The organism is Sphingobium sp. DC-2, from assembly GCF_000722555.1.
Taxonomy (GTDB): Bacteria; Pseudomonadota; Alphaproteobacteria; order Sphingomonadales; family Sphingomonadaceae; genus Sphingobium; species Sphingobium quisquiliarum.
In genome coordinates this window covers 202,915-221,201 of record NZ_JNAC01000026.1, presented here as the reverse complement: position 1 = coordinate 221,201, position 18,287 = coordinate 202,915, and the positions used below count along the sequence as shown (strand labels likewise).

Genomic DNA, 18,287 nt, shown 5'->3' with positions numbered 1-18,287 from the left:
GGCGTGACTCAAACCAACCAGCCTCCGGCAAACCCGGCGCGGTTCAGTGATGAGTTCCCGAATATCCCGAGGCGAAACCTCCTCCAGCAAAGCCACATAGAGCGAGAAGACGGCCACTCGGATCGCGCCGCCATTCAGATCCCAACCGTGAATTTGGCTAAGGAGTCCTTGCAGTGTCTTCCAGGGGATCGTGCGCTTCTGATGATTCAGGCGCCAGTGTTCGCAAAGACGCTGGAACGAACGGACGAGAAAAACCCCCGATCCGCACGCCGGGTCGAGAAATTGACCTTTTGTCCGGACCTTATCCGACAGCATGTCCCAAACTTGGGACACGACCGTGTCGGCTAAAAACATCGGCGTATAGTAGGCACCCTTCGCCCGCCGCTCTTCTTCCCTCTCGCCGAGGAAGCGATCGTAGACGGCGCTTATCAGTTCGATTGGTATGTAGCGGAAGTCATAGCCCCAAAAACGCTGCTGGCCGCCATGGCCCATCTCCTCTCGGCCAGATCGAAACCGAGCGAGGATCGCCAACTGCGCGATGGTAATCTCAGGTGCTTCGGAATCGGGTTCGAACGAACAGGGCGCTACAAACAGGTCGCCATTGAAATCATTGCGAAGCGTTTGGAAAAAGGCTCGAAACGCTGCAACGTCGTTTGAAGCGAGCAACTCCAGGAAGCTGTTCGAGGCCTTTTCAGAAACTGTGGCGAAATAGGCCGGTGTGACGATTTCCCGGTCTTCGAGGTAGGCAATGAACATCGCTTGGATCAGAAGCGCCTGCGCGGCATCCGAAGACAGTCCCTCAGTCTGCAACAGCGTATGGGATGCATTGAGATTATCGAGCAGTACCTGATCGATGCGCTCCTTAGGCTTGAAGAAGTCGCCGTAGTCGCGCCAAAGGCGGCCAGATTCTGCGCCATAGATCAGGTTCTGGAACTGCAGGACTTCCGCCGTAAGGCTCAGTGTCTCGATGAGACACCGGGTTTCGAAGGCGTCGCCGGGATCCTTGATTGGTGTGCGAGCGAGTGAAAAGACGCGCAGCGTATCGTTGGTGATAACGAGGAGCAGGCTCGCCAAGCCCTGATTCCACAGTGCGCCGTGAAGGTCGACGACGGCGGCGCGATCGTATTGATCGGCCGCGAGGATCGCGACAGTCGGGACGCCTTGGACGCAGAAGACCGCGGATACGCCCATCTCTTCCAATGCCGCCCGGATCGCTGCGGCGTGCGGGACATCTCGGACGGCTTCGACGGACTCGTAGAGTTCGGGTGAGCGCCGGTGGGTTAGGCCAAGGCGGTCCTTCCAACCCTGGTCTAGGGGTCGAGGCGTCACCGTCGTCATGCGCGCTTACCGCTGCGTTCAAGCGCGCCGGGGAGCGAAGTGGGTGGAAAATGCAGATAGCCCTGTGCTGTATCCGCCTCTGAGTCCGTCAGCGCGGATTGTAGGCGCGCAATGATGCGAGCGCAGGGAACAGCGATCGTGGTCTGTTCGCTCAGCCGGCCCTGCGCCGCGGTTTCATCTGTCAGCTGCACCTCGTCAGCTTTGAGGAGCACCACGCAGCTTTCCAACGACAGCCAGGATCGACCATGACAGTCGGAAAAAAGGCGATCGAGCTGAGCCGCTATCGTCCCCACTCGGATTCCAAAATCCCGCACTAACTCGGCGACGATTGCTAGGGCCACGACTTCGCCCGGCGTGAACGTCGGGCCGTGTCCCTTATGCGCAGCCAAGGCTGAAATGAGCTTACGCCACGTTTTGAAGTCATCGACCGAAATCGAAATCAGTCCACGAACCTGGCTTTGGGTATAGCGCATATGCCCTAGTAGCCGGGGAGCTGGCACTTATCAATCGGGGGTTAACACCCTATCCGTTTACTATATGTTCGCAACTTCCCTGGAAGTGGGTAACCCGCCGTCGGATGCGAAACCCAGTTGGACCGTCAAAACGCTAGTGGCTCGCGAGGCGGTTTAACTCAGCGTACCCTTTCATAGGTTTGGCGGCGCCGTGGTGCGGCACAGGTCGGTAGCAGGCGCTGAGAAGCGGCCCTAGAGTAGCAAGAACGGCGACTCATATTCGTTATTTTTATCCTGGGCGGGGCACCACACACATCATCCCTTACCGGCTGCTTCTTCAGCCAAGGACCACATAAGCGGCGCCCAGGGCTGCGCAGGACCCCAGCACCGGCAGCACGCCAGCCTTGAAGCGGAACACTGCGACCAGCGCGGCGGTGGAGAGCAGGGACGCCGGGATGTTGATCGAGGCCAAAAGCGGGACATCGATCGTCCCCAAAGCGGTGGGCAGTTGCTGCACTCTTCGGAAAAGCGTGTGGATGGCGAACCACAGGGCGAGGTTGAGGATGACGCCGACGACTGCGGCCGTGATGGCTGTGAGTGCGGAGGACAGCGCCTTGTTGCCCCGCAGCCTTTCGATGAAGGGAGCGCCCGCGAAGATCCAGAGGAAGCAGGGAACGAAGGTGACCCATGTGGTGAGGATCGCGCCGCATGTGGCGGCCGCCAGCGGGGAGAGGGGGCCCGCGTCGCGGAAGGCGGCGAGGAAACCGACAAATTGCGTGACCATGATCAGCGGTCCGGGCGTGGTTTCGGCCATTCCCAGGCCGTCGAGCATCTCACCAGGCTGGAGCCAGCCGAAGGTGCCAACCGCTTCCTGCGCGACATAGGCCAGCACGGCATATGCGCCGCCGAAGGTCACCACCGCCATCTGGCTGAAGAAGCTGGCGATCCGGGTGAATATGTCATCCGGCCCCAGGACGAGGAATAGCGCCAGCACCGGGCCAAGCCACAGGGCCAGAAGGATGGAGCATATCTTGAGCGACCATCGCAGGTTCGGCTGCGCATGCGCGGGGAGCATTTCGCCCAGCGCCGTGTCGCGGTCATGGATGACGTTGCTGGCTGACGGACCATGGCCGCCGCCGCCCTTGAACTGGGCGGCTCCGCTGCGGCCGCCGATATAACCGGCGACGCCTGCCGCCAGGATGATCAGCGGAAAGGGCGCGTCGAGGAAGAAGATGGCGACGAACGCCGCCGCGGCGATGCCACGCATGACATTGTTCTTGAGCGCCCGCGATCCGACGCGGACCACCGCTTGCACCACCACCGCCAGCACCGCCGCCTTCAAACCGAAAAACAGCCCTTCGATCAGCGGGACATGGCCGAGAAGGACATAGAGATAGCTGAGCGCCAATATGGCGAGGAAGCCCGGCAGAACGAAGAGGGCGCCCGCGATCAGGCCGCCCTTCGTCTTGTGGAGCAGCCAGCCGATATAGATGGCGAGCTGCTGCGCTTCGGGTCCGGGCAGCAGCATGCAATAGTTGAGAGCGTGGAGGAAACGCTCCTCGCCGATCCATCTTTTTTCCTCGACCAGGATGCGGTGCATGACGGCGATCTGTCCGGCGGGGCCGCCGAAGCTGAGCGCGGCGATACGTGCCCAGACGCGTGTTGCTTCGCCGAGCGGGATGCCGTGTTCTCCTGCCGCGATGGAGCCGGAGGCGATGGGGGATGCGGTGGCGTTCATCGGTCCGCCTTTCTGTTGCTGAAATAGGCGTGGAACTGGTTGAGCGCTTCGCTGGCCATGGCGATGCGCTGGAGATCGTCGTCGGTGGAGGCGCAGACGCCGGAGAGCATGGCGCCGACGCCAGCGGTTTCGGGGCGGGAAAATTTGTCGTCGGCAATGTCTAAATCATGAATGATCTCGCTAATTGCGCGCAGTGCGGGATCGGCGTCCAGGCCTGCGCGGAGCAGGATTGTTTCGAAGCTGCAACGATCTGCTTCATGGGTGAATTCCGCGTCCGCCATGTCGAAGCGCAACTCGCCGTCCGCCGGATCATAATGGCGGCTGTCGACGAACTTGAAGCGGGCGTCCGGGTCGATGAAGCGCCGGATCAGCCAGGCGCAGGCGATGCGGTCGACATGGACGCCGCTGCGCGTGACCCATGTCCGTCCGGTAAGGTCGGCGGCCGGGGGCGTGCTGGCCGGTTCGGAGCGGCTGACATCGGGATGCTGGTAGCGCTGGCGGTCGAGTTCCGCGAGGGCCGCTTCGGCATCCTGCCTGCCATGAGCGCCGAAAAAGTCGAGGCGTCCCACCTCTTCCATCCGCTTTTGCAGGCGCGCGATGTCAGCGCCGCTGGCGGGGCCGGTTTCCAGCAGCCGCCGCGCCGATTGCGCGATCTCGTCATAATCGGCGTCACGCGCGGTATCGAACAACAGCCGCACATCCTGATCCGACTGCCCGGCAAGAAGACGCGCTTCGATCAGGGTTGCTTCGCCACCATTTTCGGCGATTTCGCCGAGAAGGCCGAGGAGGGCCGCCTCGGCCTCCGGCGAAGAGGGCAGGACATGGACGGCGTTTTTCAGCGGCACCGCACCGATGGACTGCAGCCGCCGCCAGATCTTCACGCGAAGATAAGGCGGCTTGGCGGGCAATTGGTGCAGCAGAGCGAGCCAGGGGCTGGTTTCGGCTTGGGTCATGATGCATATGTATCAACATATATGATTCGTTGAAACAGGAATATCCATGCCACATGCCGCTCGCTTCGCCGTCATGGCCAGCCTCCTGTCCGCCGTGCTGGGCGTGACGCCCGTTGCGGCGCAGGATGACGGTTTCAGCTTGAGCGGCAGCGTCCGCCTGCGCTTCGAAGAGATAGAGGGGCAGGCGCGGGCGGGCTTTGACCGGGAGGACAGCCTGTTCAACATCCGGTCGCAATTGCTGGGCGAATACCGGTCAGGCGCGTTCCGCATTGGCGCTGAACTGTTCGACAGCCGCGTCTATGGCGCCGATCCGGGCACGCCGGTTTCGACCAATGAGGTCAATGCGCTAGAACTGGTGCAGGCTTATATCGGAGTGCGGATAGACGATCCGGTGGGCAGGGGGAGCAGACTGGACCTGACGGCGGGGCGCATGACGCTGAACCTTGGATCGCGGCGTCTGGTCGCGGCGGATGATTATCGCAACACGACCAACGGCTATACGGGCCTGCGAGCCGATCTGAGCGCGCCGCATGGGGTGAAAGCGGTCTTCATCTATACGCTGCCGCAGCTTCGGCGGCCCGACGACGCGGAAGGCGTCAGGAACAAGCGGGTGAAGGTGGATCGGGAGAGTTTCGATCAGGTCCTGTGGGGCGGCATCGTCAGCAAGGCGAAGATCATCGGCCCGGCCATGGCGGAACTGACCTATTTTCACTTAGGCGAGCGCGATGCGCCGGGCAGGCCGACGCGCGACCGGTCGCTCGACACGTTCGGTGGGCGGATCATCCGCGAGCCGGAGACGGGCCGCTTCGATTATGAGGTCGAGGCATTCTACCAGACGGGCAGCATCAGCGCCTCGCTGGCGGCGGGGGCCGCGCGGCAAGAGGTGAGCGCGAATTTCGTGCATGCCGATGCGGGCTACAGCTTTCCCGGCGCATGGAAGGCGCGCCTGTCGGTCGAGTTCGATCGGGCGAGCGGCGACAGGGCAGGCGGGCGCTATGGCCGGTTCGACACGCTGTTCGGCATGCGCAGGGCGGATTTGGCCCCCGCTGGCCTCTATAATGCCATTGCGCGCACCAATATCGTAACGCCGGGCCTTCGCATCGAGGCGGCGCCGGGAAAGCGGTGGGACTGGTTCGCGGTCTATCGCGCCCTGTGGCTTGCGTCGCGGACGGACGCCTTTTCGGCCACCGGCGTGCGCGACAGTTCGGGCCGGTCGGGCAGCTTTGCCGGACATCAGCTGGAGGGCAGGGTGCGATACTGGATCATTCCGGCGCGGCTGCGTTTCGAATTTGACGGGGTGCTGCTCGCCAAGGGGCGGTTCCTGCGGGACGCACCGAATGCGCCCGGTGGAAAGTGGACGCGTTATAGCTCGTTCAATGTGACGGCGAGTTTTTAAGCCTTGGATTCCTTGCGGAGAGAGGCCTCGGGCGAAGCGCTCAGGCGGGCTCGACAGGCTCAGCCCGAACGGTGACGGGTTAGCGCGGACTGCCCGTTGATCATCGTACCTGCCAGCGATAATCCTCTTCCCTGACTTCGGTCACGGCATAGCCGTTCGGGTCGCGGGCGGGGCGGAAGCGATAGCGTTCCATGATGACGCGGCAGGTCATGTCGTCTACCTCGGCATAGCCGCTCTTTTCTATGATCTCGCATTTATCGACGCGGCCTGACGCGCCGATGCTGTAGCGTACGCCGATTTTCAAGCGCACCTTGCCGCGCAGCCAGTCGGGGAAGTCGGAGTTGCGGAAGCGTCCGCCGGTCTGCCGGGCGGGCGAGAATGTGCCGCCGTCGCCATTGCCGGACCCGCTGCCACGGCCTGCGCCGCTGCCGCCCGATCCGCTTCCATTGCCGGTGCCATTATCTCCGGCCGGTCCGTTGCCGCTTCCCGTCGCGGCCGGGACGCCAGCGGCGGGAAGGACCGGCGCTGGCACGAGGATGACCGGCGCGGGCGCGGGCAGGTCCGGGAGAGCGGGGCGGGGAGGGGTGCTGTCCGGTTGTCGCGCGGGCGCAGGCGGCGGCGCGCCGCCCGGCGGCTTCGCTTCGGGAGGTCTAACGGGCCTTGCGGGTTCAGGCGGTTCCGGGACAGGCGGCTGGAGATCGAAGAGGGAGAGCCGCACGTCTTCCGCGACCGCACGCAGCAGCGGCGCGCCGCGCAGCCCCATCAGCAGGGCGTAGCCGATCAGCGCATTGACCAGAAGCGCAGCGAGTGCGGGGGCGATCCTGTCCGCCCGCCACCATCGTTGCAGTGTCAGCCGTCGCATTGAAGCGGCATCCTTGCGCCGCCGGTAAAGGCCCTGGCGCTTAAGGGTATCGGCATCGCCGGGCGGCCCTGAGCGCCTGCTTGCGGCAGGCGCTCAGGTCATGGCTTCGACATGCTCAGCTTGGACGGGGATGCCGATAGTTCCTAGCGGTAGACGCGATCGCCGTTGCGATCGATATAATATTCGCGGCCACGGCGGTCCCGCTGCCAGCGGCGATCGCCATCCGAGGTCGCCGCACCGACGACAGCGCCGCCCGCAGCCCCGATGGCCGCGCCTTCCGCCACGCCCAGTCCGGGAACGATCGCGCCTGCGACCGCGCCGCCGACAGCGCCGATGCCCGCGCCGCGCAGGCCGTCACGCGTCGTTTCGCGCGAACATCCGCCCACGCTGGCCGCCGCGGCCAGACCTGCTGCCAATAAGATCATATTACGCATGGTTCGCCTCCAAGTTGCTGTTCTACAGAACGACGCAGGCGGCAAATGGTTCGATGCCGCGAACTTTGATGGCAAAGCTTTTGGACAGGCGGAGGCTCAGGCGAGTTGGCCGGGATGTCATGCGCGGCCGTGGCGCCGGGCCAGGATCAAGGTGCTGAACCGGGGATGTCCCGCGTGCGACCCATGGCAAACCCCCGGCTCAGCGCGGGCTTATTAGGGCTGGCGATCGTGATGCGCCATTGATCGATTTCGTTCACTGTGATCGGATTGGTTGTTGATCGGGTTATTCCGTTCGGGACGAGCATGTGCCAGCCCTCTCCTGTTCTGAAGAAGTGAAGAGAAGCCCTTCGCCAGGTTCAGGGCGAAGGGAGGCTGGAGCGTCGCTCAGTCGTCGGGGTCGACCTCCAGCGCGTCCTCTTCATCGCTGTCGAGCTGGGCGTCGAGCGTTTCGGCGATCAGGTCGAGCTGTTCGTAGCTGGCGGACAGTTCGATGGCCGATCCATCCTCCGTTTCGAAGGTGAGGAGATAGTCGTCGGCGGAGCGGGTGATGGTGAAACCGGAAATGACGTTGGGCATCGGGCATCCTCCTGATGCGCCTGCGGGGCAAGCGCGGATCAAGGCATGGAAGTACCGGCGGCGGGGCAAGGTTCCACTGGACGGGGGCGGGATCGACCCACCTGGGTTAGGACCGGACGAGCGGTTCCAGCCGGTCGAGAAAAGGCTGCTGGCTCGTCAGCATCATCGTGCGCGCTTCCGTCAGCGTGAACCAGCGGGCGGCGTCGATTTCGGGGAAGGACTGGCGCTTGCCGCTGCGGGGCGGCCATTCCATTTCGAACTGGTTGCTCACCACCTGCGACACATCGATGTCGGCTTCCAGCGCGAAAGCATCGACATATTTGCCGCCCGCCTGCCGGATTTCGCCGAGCGGCAGGGGGGTGCCGTCAAATGCCATGCCGAGTTCTTCCGACGCTTCCCGCAGGGCGGCGGCGAGCGGTTCTTCTCCGGGCGCGATCAGCCCCTTGGGGATTTGCCATGCGCCCGCATCCTTGTTGCGCCAGAAAGGGCCGCCGGGATGGACCAGCAGCACCTCGATCGTTCCGGCGGCGAGGCGGTAGAGGAGCAGGCCAGCGCTGCGCTGCACAGGGTCAGCCCCGCGCGCTGGCGGCCAGCAGGTCCTGTTCTTCGGGATGGCGGGCGATATAGGCGGCGACGAAGCGGCATTGCGGGACGACCCTCAGCCCGCGCGACCGCACATCGGCGAGCGCGCCCTTGATGAGGCGGCTGGCAAGGCCGCGGCCCTCCAGCGCTTCGGGGACCCTGGTGTGGGTGAAGGTGATTTCGCCGCCGTCCAGTTCATAGGCGGCGATGCATAGCTGGCCGTCATCCTCCAGCTCGTAGCGGCTGGCCGCTTCGTTATTCTTCACCGGACCCATGCTGCCCATGCCTTATCCCCAATCTTCCTTGCCATCGATGCCGAGCAGCAGCTTGCCCCGTACATGGCCGTCCCTGACGCGCATCATCGCTTCGGCGGCGCGGGAGATGGGGAGGACCGTATAGGGAGGCGCGGCCAGCCTTTTCGCGTCGATCTGCGCCACCATGGCGCGCAGATGCTCGCCCAGGCTGATGAAATTGGCCGAGGCGCGGATATAGCGGATGCCCGCTTGTTCGAGCGCGGCCATGTCGGGGAGGATTTCGTCCGGGATCATGGTTTCGATGCCGGCAAGGCGTCCGCCCTGGCGGATGAGGGCGTGGGGTTCGGCCAGGCTTTGCTGGCCCACCGTATCGAGCAGCAGGTCGACGCCGCCGGGCGACCATTGGCGCAGGGCGTCGCGCCAGCCTGCGTCCCGATAGTCCAGCGCCAGCTCCGCGCCCAGGCTGCGCAGCAGGTCCAGATTGGCTGCGCTGGAGGTGGCGGCGACGCGCGCCCCCATATCCTTTGCAAGCTGGATGGCGAGCGATCCGGTGCCGCCCGATCCGCCGTTGACCAGCAGGGTTTCGCCCCGGCTGAGTTCGCCTGCGATCAGCGCCTCTCGCGCGGCGGTGCCGGGGACGGGGAGGGCGGCCGCCTCCATGAAGCTGACGGAGGAGGGCAGGCGCGTCGCATGCGCCGCCTTGCAGCAGGCCAGCTCCGCCCAGCTTCCCCGCCCGTCGATCGCGATCGAGGACATGAAGGCGACGCGATCGCCCGGCTGGAAGGGGACGGAGGCATCGCCGGTCGCGATCACCGTGCCCGCGCCGTCGAAACCGGCGATCAGTGGGTCGAACCCCTGGAGGAAAGGCAGCCAGCCAGCGCAGGCCTTCCAGTCGGCGGGGTTGACGCCCGCCGCGCTCATGCGGACCAGAAGCTCGCCCGGCCCCGGCTGTGGCGCGGGCAGGATGCGCTGGCGGATCGCTTCGGGGCCTGCAAAGCCGTCGATCAGCATGGCGCGCATTTCGGCCGGATGCTGCGTCATGCCGTCTTGCTGTGTCATCGTTCCTCCCTCTTTCATTGGCTGGATAGAGGGGCCAGCGCTGGGGGTAAAGAGGGTCAGGCGATGGTCACGACCTTTGCCCGGCCGATCCGGTCCATCGGCTTCACCACCACCTTGTCGCCCATGCGGTCGAAGGCGATGTCCACCTGCGCTTCGCCCACGGCGAGGCCGTGAAGCTGCAATTCATCCAGGAAGCGCGGCAGGGCCGGTTCGCACAGCGTGACCTCCGATCCCGCCACGTTGAAGCCGAGGCCCAGGCTGGATTGAACGAGCGAGAGCGGGGCGGCGGCCGCCCATGCCTGCGGGCTGCATGCGACGGGGTAGAAGGTCGGCCCCTGCGCCCGGCGGCGGGGAAAGCCGCAGAACAGTTCGGGCAGGCGCATGAGATCGACATAGGTCGCGGCGGCGAACAGCCCTTCGAATATCTGCGCCGCCTGCGCGCGGTAGCCGTAGCGCGAAAATCCCGCCGCGATCAGCGCATTGTCATGCGGCCAGATCGACCCGTTATGATAGCTCATGGGATTGTAGCGCGCTTCGGTCGACGCGATGGTCCTGACGCCCCAGCCGGAGAAGGAGGAGGGAGCCATCAAGGTGCGCACCACCTGTCCCGCCCGTTCCTCAAGGGCGAGGCCGGTGAACAGCACATGCCCGGCATTGGAGGAACGCACGCGGCAGGGGCGCTTTTCCCCGTCCAGCGCCAGCACATAGGTGCCCAAATCGCCGTCGAAGAAAACTTCGTCGAAGCGGGTGCGCAGCGCCTGCGCGCGGTCGCGGTAATGGCGCGCGCGCTCCTGCTGCCCAAGGGCGGCATAGATGGCGTCCGCCGCCGTCCACGCGCCATAGACATAGGCCTGCACCTCAGCGAGGGCGATGGGGCCGCGCGCGATCGCGCCATCGGCATGGAAGACGGAATCATGGCTGTCCTTCCACCCCTGGTTGACGAGGCCCTGGTCGGTGAGGCGGCCATATTCGACGAAGCCGTCGCCATCGCGGTCGCCATGCTCGTCGATCCATTGCAGGGCCGCTTCGATGTTCGGCAGGAGCGACGCCAGATAGGCGCTGTCGGCGGTCCGTTCCAGATAAGCGCCCGCCAGCATCACGAACAGCGGCGTGGAATCGATGCTGCCATAATAATGGCGGAACGGCACTTCGCCCAGCTCGGCCATTTCGCCATGGCGCACCTCATGCAGGATCTTGCCCGGTTCGGCGTCGGCCGTGGCGTCGAACTGCGTCGCCTGATGCGCGGCGAGATAGCCCAGGACGCCCCGGCTGATGCTAGGGTCGAGCCACAGCGTTTCAAGCGCGGTGATGATCGCGTCGCGGCCGAATACCGTGCTGAACCAGGGGATGCCGGCATAGGGATAGGGGCCATATTCCGTGTCGGTGGACAGCATGGTGATGTCGGCGACCGACCGGCGCGCCACTTCGTTGAACAGCTGGTTGGAGGAATGCAGCCTCGCGGAGCGGGCGCGGGACTGCTTCAATGCCTGCATGGATTCGCGCAGGGATCTGAGGAACTGGCGCGACAGGGGTTCGCACGGGCGCGCCATCCGTTCGCAACTGACCCGCATGTAGATGGTGGCACGATCGCCCGGCGGCACCGTGATGTCGAAGCGGGCGTGATTTTCAGTCAGCTCCTGCGGCTGCGGATCGAAGCAGATATGGGTTGCGCGGGTCTGTCCATCCCGCCCTTCATAGCTGAGCAGCACGTCCGCGTCGCCGATGTCCGGCGCGTTCGTCACGCCCTTGCGCAGGCGGGTCATCCCGCGAATTTCGAACAGGTCGGCGAAATCGGCGGCAAAGCCGACATCGAGGCTGACCGTCCGGGGCTCCGCGTCGAAATTGCGGATCGTGATCCGCTCATGGATGGCGCTTTCCCACAGGAAGCGGGTGCGGCGCAGGTGGATGAGGTCATGTTCGACATCGACGCGCCCGTCGCTGCCCGCGAAATCCGGGTTGGTGAGGTCGCAGGTCAGGATCGCATTGTCGTCCCGCAAGGCGGAACTGAGCAGGATCGGGCGAAGGCCGTTGATGGTGAGATAAAGGTGCGACAAATGGCGCGTGTCGCGATGATAAAGCCCCTCTGGACTGCCCGGCCCGGCGATCGCGTCGCCGCTATGGTCGAAGACGGCGAAGCTGTCGCCATGCTTCATCGTCCTTGGCCTGCGTTCATGCAAGGACGCCGTGGCCGGAATGAAGAACTGCATCTGCGCCTGCGACAGAAGCTGGCCCGGCTCTGGAGCCGGGGGTTCGGGCTGCAACTGGCTGGCCGTCATGCCTTCCTCCTTATCCGGCGGCCTGAAGCTGAAGGTCCGCCTGCTCGCGGCGCTGCCGCGGGAGCGAAGGTGCGGGCGTGCGGGCGCCGGGGAGGTCACGATAGATGGCGACATAGTCGCTCGCCATACGATCTGCCGTGAAACGTGCGTCAAAGGCGGCGCGCACCCGGCCCCGGTCAAGCTCATGCAGCCGCGCCACGGCTTCGACCGCCTGATCTTCATCATCGACGATGAAGCCGGAAACGCCATGATCGATGACTTCGGGCACGGAGCCGCAGCGGAAGGCGATGACCGGAGTGGCGCAGGCCATGGCTTCGATCATGACGAGGCCGAAGGGTTCGGGCCAGTCGATGGGGAACAGCAGGGCGCTGGCATTGCCCAGAAATTCGGCTTTCTGGGTCTCGTTGATCTCTCCGATGAACTGGATGTTGGGATGACGGTCTAGCAGCGGCGCGATCTGCTCCTCCCAATATTGCCGGTCCACATTGTCGATCTTGGCCGCGATCTTGAGTGGCTTGCCGGAACGGGCGGCGATGCGGATCGCCCGGTCAGGGCGCTTTTCGGGCGAGATGCGGCCGAGAAAGGCGAGATAGCCTTCCTTCCTGCCGATGCGCGGCGGCAGCAGGTCGCGCGGCAGGCCGTGCAGCACTGTTCCGGCCCAGTTCACCGGCGGCATCGGCAGACGCTGATTGTCGGAAATCGACACCAGGCTGTGATGCGGAAAGGCGCGGTAGAAGGCGGGAAGGTCGGGCAGGTCAAGGCGGCCGTGCAGAGTGGTGACGGTGCGGCCCACGAAATCCTGCACCAGGGGCATGTGCAGCATGTCGATGTGGAAATGGAGCGCGTCGAACTCGTCGGCGCGCTGGCGCACCGCTTCCAGCAGCATCATGTGATAGGGAATGGGGTCGCGCACATAGGGATTGAGGCGCAGCGCCGTCTTCGTGATGGGCACCAGTTCGGCGCGGGTGATCGAATCGCCGCTGGCGAACAAGGTGACGTCATGACCCTGATCGACCAGCGCCTCTGTCAGATAGGATACGATCCGTTCCGTGCCGCCATAGAGTTTGGGCGGCACGCTTTCAGCCAATGGGGCGATCTGGGCAATCCTCATGCGCGTGATTCCTCCGTACATAAGAAAGATGCCGCTCCGGCGCGGGCGCACCGGGCGGTGACGAGCATCAAAAGCGCGATCGGCCGTTCAGGTTTCACGAAAAAGTTGATCCACGCTAATTTTTTGCTGCGCCGCACCCGCTCCATTCATCGCCAGCGGGCGGCAACCGGCATCATTTCCGGCCACAATGACTTCGGACTGCAATAGTCGGGAGTCATGAGCGCGGCAGAAGCGGTCAGCGGGGGAGACTGCCCTGACATTTCCGCACCTAAGGAGAAGGCGTTGAACATCCGCACCATCGATTTCGAGGCATCCTGCCTGCCAAGGCATGGCCGCTCTTTCCCGATCGAGGTTGGCGTGGCTGGCGCGGGCGCGGCGGAAAGCTGGCTCATCCGGCCGCACGAAAGCTGGGAGGGATGGGACTGGACGCGGCAGGCGGAGGCGCTGCATGGCCTCAGCCTGGAGCGCATCCGGGACGAAGGCCTGCCGGTCGAGGCCGTGTTCGAAAAGCTGACGGCGGCGGTGAAAGGATGCCGCGTGGTCGCCGACAGCGTGATCGATCAATATTGGCTGGAAACGCTGGCCGCGGCGGCTGGCGCGGCGGCGCCATTTTTCATCGATCATGTGTCGGCGGTGCTGGACGAGCATGGCGCCGACGAACAGCGCATATGCGCGGCCGTCGCCTTCGCCGACGAGCGCCATCCGGTGCGCCACCGCGCCCGATGCGACGCGGAATGGCTAGCCTGCCTGATCCATCATGTGTCCGGGCGGGTCCCGGCGGCTCCCGCCATGTGGATGCGCGCGCCGCATGAGATGGCGTTCAGCAAGAATTTGTAACGTTCGGCAAATTTGAGAGACATTCATCGCTTATAAGGCCTTTACAAGCGCTCCCGCCTTGCAAAGGATAAGCGATGCTGTCTCTTTTTGCCCGTGCTACAGCGGGGCAGTCCGCCATTCTCCCGGCTATGGCAGTCCGGGGCGGATGAACCCGCCGCTGATCCTTGTCGCCGACGCGCAGCAGGACATGCGCCAGCAGCTGTGCAAGTCGCTGGAGGAGAACGGCTTTCGCGCGCTCGCCGCCGCGACGGCCGGGGATATATGGAGCGCGCTCGACAGCGTGGCCGTGAGCGCCCTTGTGCTCGACGCATCGCTGCGCGGGCCGGACGGAATGGACCTTTGCCGCAGCGTGCGCGAACGCAGCAGCGTGCCCATCATCATGGTGAGCCACAACAGCAGCGAGGTCGACCGGGTGGTCGGGCTGGAACTGGGCGCGGACGATTATATGGCCAAGCCCTATTCCGCGCGCGAACTCGCCGCCCGTCTGCGCGCGGTGATGCGGCGCGGGCGGAACGAGCGCGCGTTGGGCCTGCGCCGCCAGACCCAGGCCCGGTTCGCGGGATGGGCGGTGGACTTCGCCCGGCGCGAGGTGGTCGCGCCCGATACCTCGCAGGTTCAGTTGACGGCGGCGGAATTTTCGTTGCTGGCCATATTGATCGATCATGCGCAGACGGTGATCGCGCGTACGCGCCTGATGGAAATGGCGGGCGTGCGCGAGGCGCCTTCCTCCGACCGAAGCATCGACGTGCTGATCAGCCGGTTGCGGCGGAAGCTGGGGCAGGGCGGCCATGCGGCGCCGATCGTCACGGTGCGCGGCGCGGGCTATATGCTGAGCGCGGCCGTCGACCGGCGCTGATGCCTGTTTCACGAAATAACGCCGGACACATAATTTAACAAAAGCGCTGCGCCGCAGCAAAAGCAGCTTCCTATCCTTCATGCTCCCGGTCTGCCCCCTGACCGGAAAGCAAATGAAGGAAAGAAGCCATGAACGAGCTTATCGGCCGCGTGTTCAGCTTCGAGAAGCATGTCTTCCCGAATCAGAGCGCGCTCTACAACCGGCTCGCCAGCGATGGACAGAGCCCCAAGGCGCTGATGATTTCCTGCGCCGACTCCCGCATCGTGCCGGAACATATCATGCAGGCCGATCCGGGCGACCTGTTCGTGTGCCGCAACGCCGGCAACATCGTGCCGCCGCACGCCACCCAGCTTGGCGGCGTCACCGCCACGGTCGAATATGCCGTGATGGTTCTGGGCGTGCGCGACATCATCGTGTGCGGGCATAGCGACTGCGGCGCGATGAAGGCGCTGGCCACGGACGCCGACCTGACGGCGATGCCGAACGTCGCCGCCTGGCTGCGCCACTCGCACGCCGCGCAGAAGGTGTGCCGCGAAAACTATCCCGCCGACCTCAGCGACGCGGAAAAGCTGCGCAACATGGCGCTGGAGAATATCGTCGTGCAGCTCGCCCACCTGCGCACCCATCCGTCGGTGGCGTCGGGCATGGCGCGCGGCGAAATCGCCCTGCACGGCTGGTATGTCGACATCCATGCGGGCCAGGTGCTGGGCCTTGACGGCGAAACCGGACGTTTCGTCCCCATGCGCGAAGGCCAGCCGCTGCCCATCGCGCAGGCGCAGGCCCGCCGCCTCGCCGGTGAGATCAGCGTCGCGGTAGCGGCGGAGTAAGCCCCATGCTGAAAGCCCTTTCCGGCGGCGCGTTCAGCCGCGACTTCACCGCATCCATCGTCGTGTTCCTGGTGGCGATGCCGCTTTGCATGGGCATCGCGGTCGCATCAGGCGTTCCCCCGGAAAAAGGGCTGATCACCGGCATCATCGGCGGCGTGATCGTTGGCTTGTTCGCAGGATCACCGTTGCAGGTCAGCGGTCCCGCCGCGGGCCTTGCCGTCATCGTCTTCGAAATCGTCCAGGAACAGGGGCTGTCCGCCCTTGGGCCGATCCTGATCCTGGCGGGCATCATCCAGGTGGTGGCAGGCCTGTTGCGGGTCGGCGGCTGGTTCCGCGCGATTTCCCCGGCGGTCGTCCACGGCATGCTGGCGGGCATCGGCGTGCTGATCGTGGTCGGTCAGTTCCATGTCCTGTTCGATGACAAGCCGCTTTCCAGCGGGCTGGCCAATCTGGTGGCGATGCCGGGGCAGATCCTTGGCCTTAGCAACCAGAACGCGGCGATGGCATTCGCAGTCGGCCTGGTCACCATCGGCGGCATGCTGGGCTGGGAAAAGATCCGCCCGGCCTCGCTCAAGCTGCTGCCCGGCGCTCTGGTCGGGGTGGTTCTGGCGACGCTGGTCGCGTTCCTCTTCAACCTGCCGGTGGCGCGGGTGGTGGTGCCCGAATCCATCACCGCCGCGATCACCTTGCCGGGCGAGGGGCTAGTCCAGCAACTGCTGAACCCTGCGGTCATCACCACGGCGATCGCCATCGCCTTCATCGCCAGCGCCGAAACGCTGCTGTCGGCGGCGGCGGTGGACCGGATGCATGACGGCGTGCGCACCAACTATAACCGCGAACTGAGCGCGCAGGGCGTGGGCAACCTGCTTTGCGGCGTGGCGGGCGCGCTGCCGATGACCGGCGTCATCGTGCGAAGCTCCGCCAACGTGCAGGCGGGCGCCAAGACGAGGCTGTCGACGATCCTGCATGGCGTGTGGATCCTGGGCTTCGTCGCCCTTCTTCCCTGGCTGCTGCGGGAAATCCCGATGGCGGCGCTGGCGGGCATTCTGGTGGTGACCGGCATCCGGCTGGTCAGCGTCGATCATGCGAAGCATCTGTTGCACCGCTACGGCCCTCTGCCCGCGATCGTGTGGGCGGCGACGCTGATCATGGTGGTGGCGGCTGACCTTCTGACCGGCGTGCTGGTCGGCATCGGCCTGTCCCTGCTGGAACTGCTGCCCCATGTGCGCCGCCTGCGCCTGGGCGTGGAGGATGCGCCGCGCGGCGACGACAGGCATGAGGTCGCGCTGCACGGATCGGCCACCTTCCTGTCCCTGCCCAAGCTGTCGGCCAAGCTCGAATCCGTTCCCGCCGGGCGCCAGGTGGTGCTGAACCTCGACCGGCTGGGCCATATCGACCATACCTGCGCGGAGATGCTGCGCGAGTGGATCGACCGCCGCCGCAGCGCCGGTATGACGGTGGAACTGTCGGGCGCGGGAAATCTGCGCAATCTGGCGATCTGACGAAGTCCCCCTGGTCAGCCTCTCCCCCGGGGCTGATCCCTGAGCCGCCGTGCCTGATGGCGCGGCGGCTTCTTGTTGCTACTTGTCATATCAGAAACAATATAGAAATAATCTAGATAATGTTTGGAAAGAAACTGTGCTTTCGGGAGCACAGATGGCGATTGTCTTCGCGAGTGCGAAAGAATGCCATTCTCTTGGCGGCGGGAGCGTCCTATCCAGGGATCGATCCGCCGGTATCGAAGACATCAAGATCTTCGGACCCTGCGCGGACGCAGGACGGAACATTCTTACCATAAAGGGGAATGTTTCATGAAATATCAGATCGCCTGTGCGGCCCTCGCCCTGATGTCGAGCGTGCCTGCCTTCGCTCAGGAAGAACCTTCCGGTCCCGTCACCGTTTCTGGCAGCGTTGCGCTGGTGTCCGACTACCGCTTCCGCGGCGTGTCGCAGACCGACAAGGGCATGGCCATCCAGGGCGGCATCACCGCAACCCATGAAAGCGGCGCCTATGTCGGCACCTGGGGTTCGAACCTGGGCGGCTGGGGCCGTTTCGGCGGCGCGAACATGGAACTGGACCTGTTCGCCGGTTACGCCATTCCGCTGGGTGAGAATGCGACGCTGGACGTCGGCCTGACCTGGTACATGTATCCGTCGGGCGCCGACAAGACCGACTTCGCCGAACCCTATGTGAAGCTGTCCAGCCAGATCGGTCCGGTCAAGGGCCTGCTGGGCGTCGCCTATGCGCCCAAGCAGGAAGCGCTGGGCAAGTGGTGCAGCGATGCCGCCTGCACCGTGGCCGATCCGGGCGACAAGGAAGACAATCTGTACATCTGGGGCGACATCAGCGGCGCGGTGCCCAACACGCCCGTCACGCTGAAGGCGCATCTTGGCTGGTCGAACGGCAATTCGGGCCTGGGTCCGAACGGCACGTCGATCGCCCCGACCGGCAAGTATCTCGACTGGCTGGTGGGCGCGGAAGCCGCCATCCCCGGCACGCCGCTGACCGTGGGCGTTTCCTATGTCGATACCGACATCGCGCGGGTCGAGGAAAACTACATCCGTCCGGGCTTCATGGTGAACGACGGCAAGGGCTATGGCGAATCCATCGCCCGCAGCCAGGTGGTCTTCTCCCTGACCGCCGCCTTCTGATCCATAAAGCGCCGGGTCCGGTCCGCCGGGCCCGGCGCATGCTCTTGCTCCGCTCCATGACAAATTGTTGCTGGCGGGGCGGATG

19 protein-coding genes are annotated in these 18,287 nt (G+C 64.8%); 7 read left to right on the top strand and 12 right to left on the bottom strand.

The genetic code is table 11. The features are described 5' to 3' along the window. The 4 genes from ET21_RS0104835 to ET21_RS0104820 form a co-directional block, all read right to left on the bottom strand. A partial coding sequence (locus ET21_RS0104835) for an N-6 DNA methylase (RefSeq protein ID WP_030538793.1) occupies positions 1–1,338 on the bottom strand: 1,338 nt, incomplete at its 3' end. Further along, complete coding sequence (locus ET21_RS0104830) at positions 1,335–1,811, bottom strand: hypothetical protein (protein WP_030538792.1); 477 nt, start codon at positions 1,809–1,811, stop codon at positions 1,335–1,337. The genes ET21_RS0104835 and ET21_RS0104830, both read right to left, overlap by 4 nt. 316 nt (positions 1,812–2,127) lie before the next feature. Continuing rightward, entirely contained in the window at positions 2,128–3,528 is a 1,401-nt protein-coding gene (gene chrA / locus ET21_RS0104825; RefSeq protein WP_030538791.1) for a chromate efflux transporter, read from the bottom strand. Beyond that, positions 3,525–4,481, bottom strand: coding sequence for a chromate resistance protein ChrB domain-containing protein (locus ET21_RS0104820; RefSeq protein ID WP_030538790.1), 957 nt, complete (start codon positions 4,479–4,481; stop codon positions 3,525–3,527). Before ET21_RS0104820 ends, chrA begins: the two co-directional genes overlap by 4 nt. A 46-nt stretch (positions 4,482–4,527) precedes the next feature. On the opposite strand from ET21_RS0104820, the gene ET21_RS0104810 reads away from it, so the two are divergent. Then, positions 4,528–5,877, top strand: coding sequence for an alginate export family protein (locus ET21_RS0104810; RefSeq protein ID WP_237751486.1), 1,350 nt, complete (start codon positions 4,528–4,530; stop codon positions 5,875–5,877). Positions 5,878–5,977: 100 nt separating this feature from the next. On the opposite strand, the gene ET21_RS0104805 is transcribed toward ET21_RS0104810, so the two are convergent. The 8 genes from ET21_RS0104805 to ET21_RS0104770 all read right to left on the bottom strand — a co-directional run bounded on the left by ET21_RS0104805 (position 5,978) and on the right by ET21_RS0104770 (position 13,031). Further along, on the bottom strand, positions 5,978–6,739 hold the full coding sequence (locus tag ET21_RS0104805) for an energy transducer TonB (RefSeq protein WP_051768004.1): 762 nt from the start codon (positions 6,737–6,739) through the stop codon (positions 5,978–5,980). A 143-nt stretch (positions 6,740–6,882) separates the two neighbouring features. Continuing rightward, positions 6,883–7,173, bottom strand: coding sequence for a hypothetical protein (locus tag ET21_RS0104800; protein WP_030538787.1), 291 nt, complete (start codon positions 7,171–7,173; stop codon positions 6,883–6,885). Positions 7,174–7,557: 384 nt separating this feature from the next. After that, on the bottom strand, positions 7,558–7,749 hold the full coding sequence (locus ET21_RS0104795; protein ID WP_021237655.1) for a hypothetical protein: 192 nt from the start codon (positions 7,747–7,749) through the stop codon (positions 7,558–7,560). Between the two features lie 106 nt (positions 7,750–7,855). After that, a complete protein-coding gene (locus ET21_RS0104790) occupies positions 7,856–8,314 on the bottom strand; it encodes an NUDIX domain-containing protein (protein ID WP_037470224.1) in 459 nt (152 codons plus the stop codon). Between the two features lie 4 nt (positions 8,315–8,318). Further along, on the bottom strand, positions 8,319–8,615 hold the full coding sequence (locus tag ET21_RS0104785) for a GNAT family N-acetyltransferase (RefSeq protein WP_021237657.1): 297 nt from the start codon (positions 8,613–8,615) through the stop codon (positions 8,319–8,321). Positions 8,616–8,618: 3 nt separating this feature from the next. Continuing rightward, the gene (locus tag ET21_RS0104780) at positions 8,619–9,644 is read right to left on the bottom strand and encodes an NADP-dependent oxidoreductase (RefSeq protein WP_051768001.1); all 1,026 of its coding nucleotides are present in this window, start codon (positions 9,642–9,644) and stop codon (positions 8,619–8,621) included. A gap of 56 nt (positions 9,645–9,700) precedes the next feature. Continuing rightward, positions 9,701–11,920, bottom strand: a complete 2,220-nt coding sequence (locus ET21_RS0104775; RefSeq protein ID WP_030538783.1) for an amylo-alpha-1,6-glucosidase — start codon at positions 11,918–11,920, stop codon at positions 9,701–9,703. Between the two features lie 10 nt (positions 11,921–11,930). Next, a complete protein-coding gene (locus ET21_RS0104770) occupies positions 11,931–13,031 on the bottom strand; it encodes a glycosyltransferase family 4 protein (protein ID WP_030538782.1) in 1,101 nt (366 codons plus the stop codon). Between the two features lie 57 nt (positions 13,032–13,088). Between ET21_RS0104770 and ET21_RS27570 the strand changes: the two genes are divergently transcribed. The 6 genes from ET21_RS27570 (at position 13,089) to ET21_RS0104740 (ending at position 18,202) form a co-directional block, all read left to right on the top strand. Continuing rightward, the gene (locus tag ET21_RS27570; RefSeq protein WP_156029018.1) at positions 13,089–13,238 is read left to right on the top strand and encodes a hypothetical protein; all 150 of its coding nucleotides are present in this window, start codon (positions 13,089–13,091) and stop codon (positions 13,236–13,238) included. 75 nt (positions 13,239–13,313) lie between these two features. Further along, entirely contained in the window at positions 13,314–13,868 is a 555-nt protein-coding gene (locus tag ET21_RS0104760; protein ID WP_030538781.1) for a hypothetical protein, read from the top strand. 145 nt (positions 13,869–14,013) lie between these two features. Then, the gene (locus tag ET21_RS0104755) at positions 14,014–14,724 is read left to right on the top strand and encodes a response regulator transcription factor (RefSeq protein ID WP_021237662.1); all 711 of its coding nucleotides are present in this window, start codon (positions 14,014–14,016) and stop codon (positions 14,722–14,724) included. Positions 14,725–14,852: 128 nt separating this feature from the next. After that, positions 14,853–15,551, top strand: coding sequence for a carbonic anhydrase (locus ET21_RS0104750; RefSeq protein WP_021237663.1), 699 nt, complete (start codon positions 14,853–14,855; stop codon positions 15,549–15,551). A 5-nt stretch (positions 15,552–15,556) separates the two neighbouring features. Next, positions 15,557–17,053: a SulP family inorganic anion transporter gene (locus tag ET21_RS0104745; RefSeq protein ID WP_030538780.1), complete on the top strand. Its 1,497-nt coding sequence runs from the start codon at positions 15,557–15,559 to the stop codon at positions 17,051–17,053. 309 nt (positions 17,054–17,362) lie between these two features. After that, a complete protein-coding gene (locus ET21_RS0104740; RefSeq protein ID WP_021237665.1) occupies positions 17,363–18,202 on the top strand; it encodes a TorF family putative porin in 840 nt (279 codons plus the stop codon). Positions 18,203–18,287 lie beyond the last annotated feature (85 nt).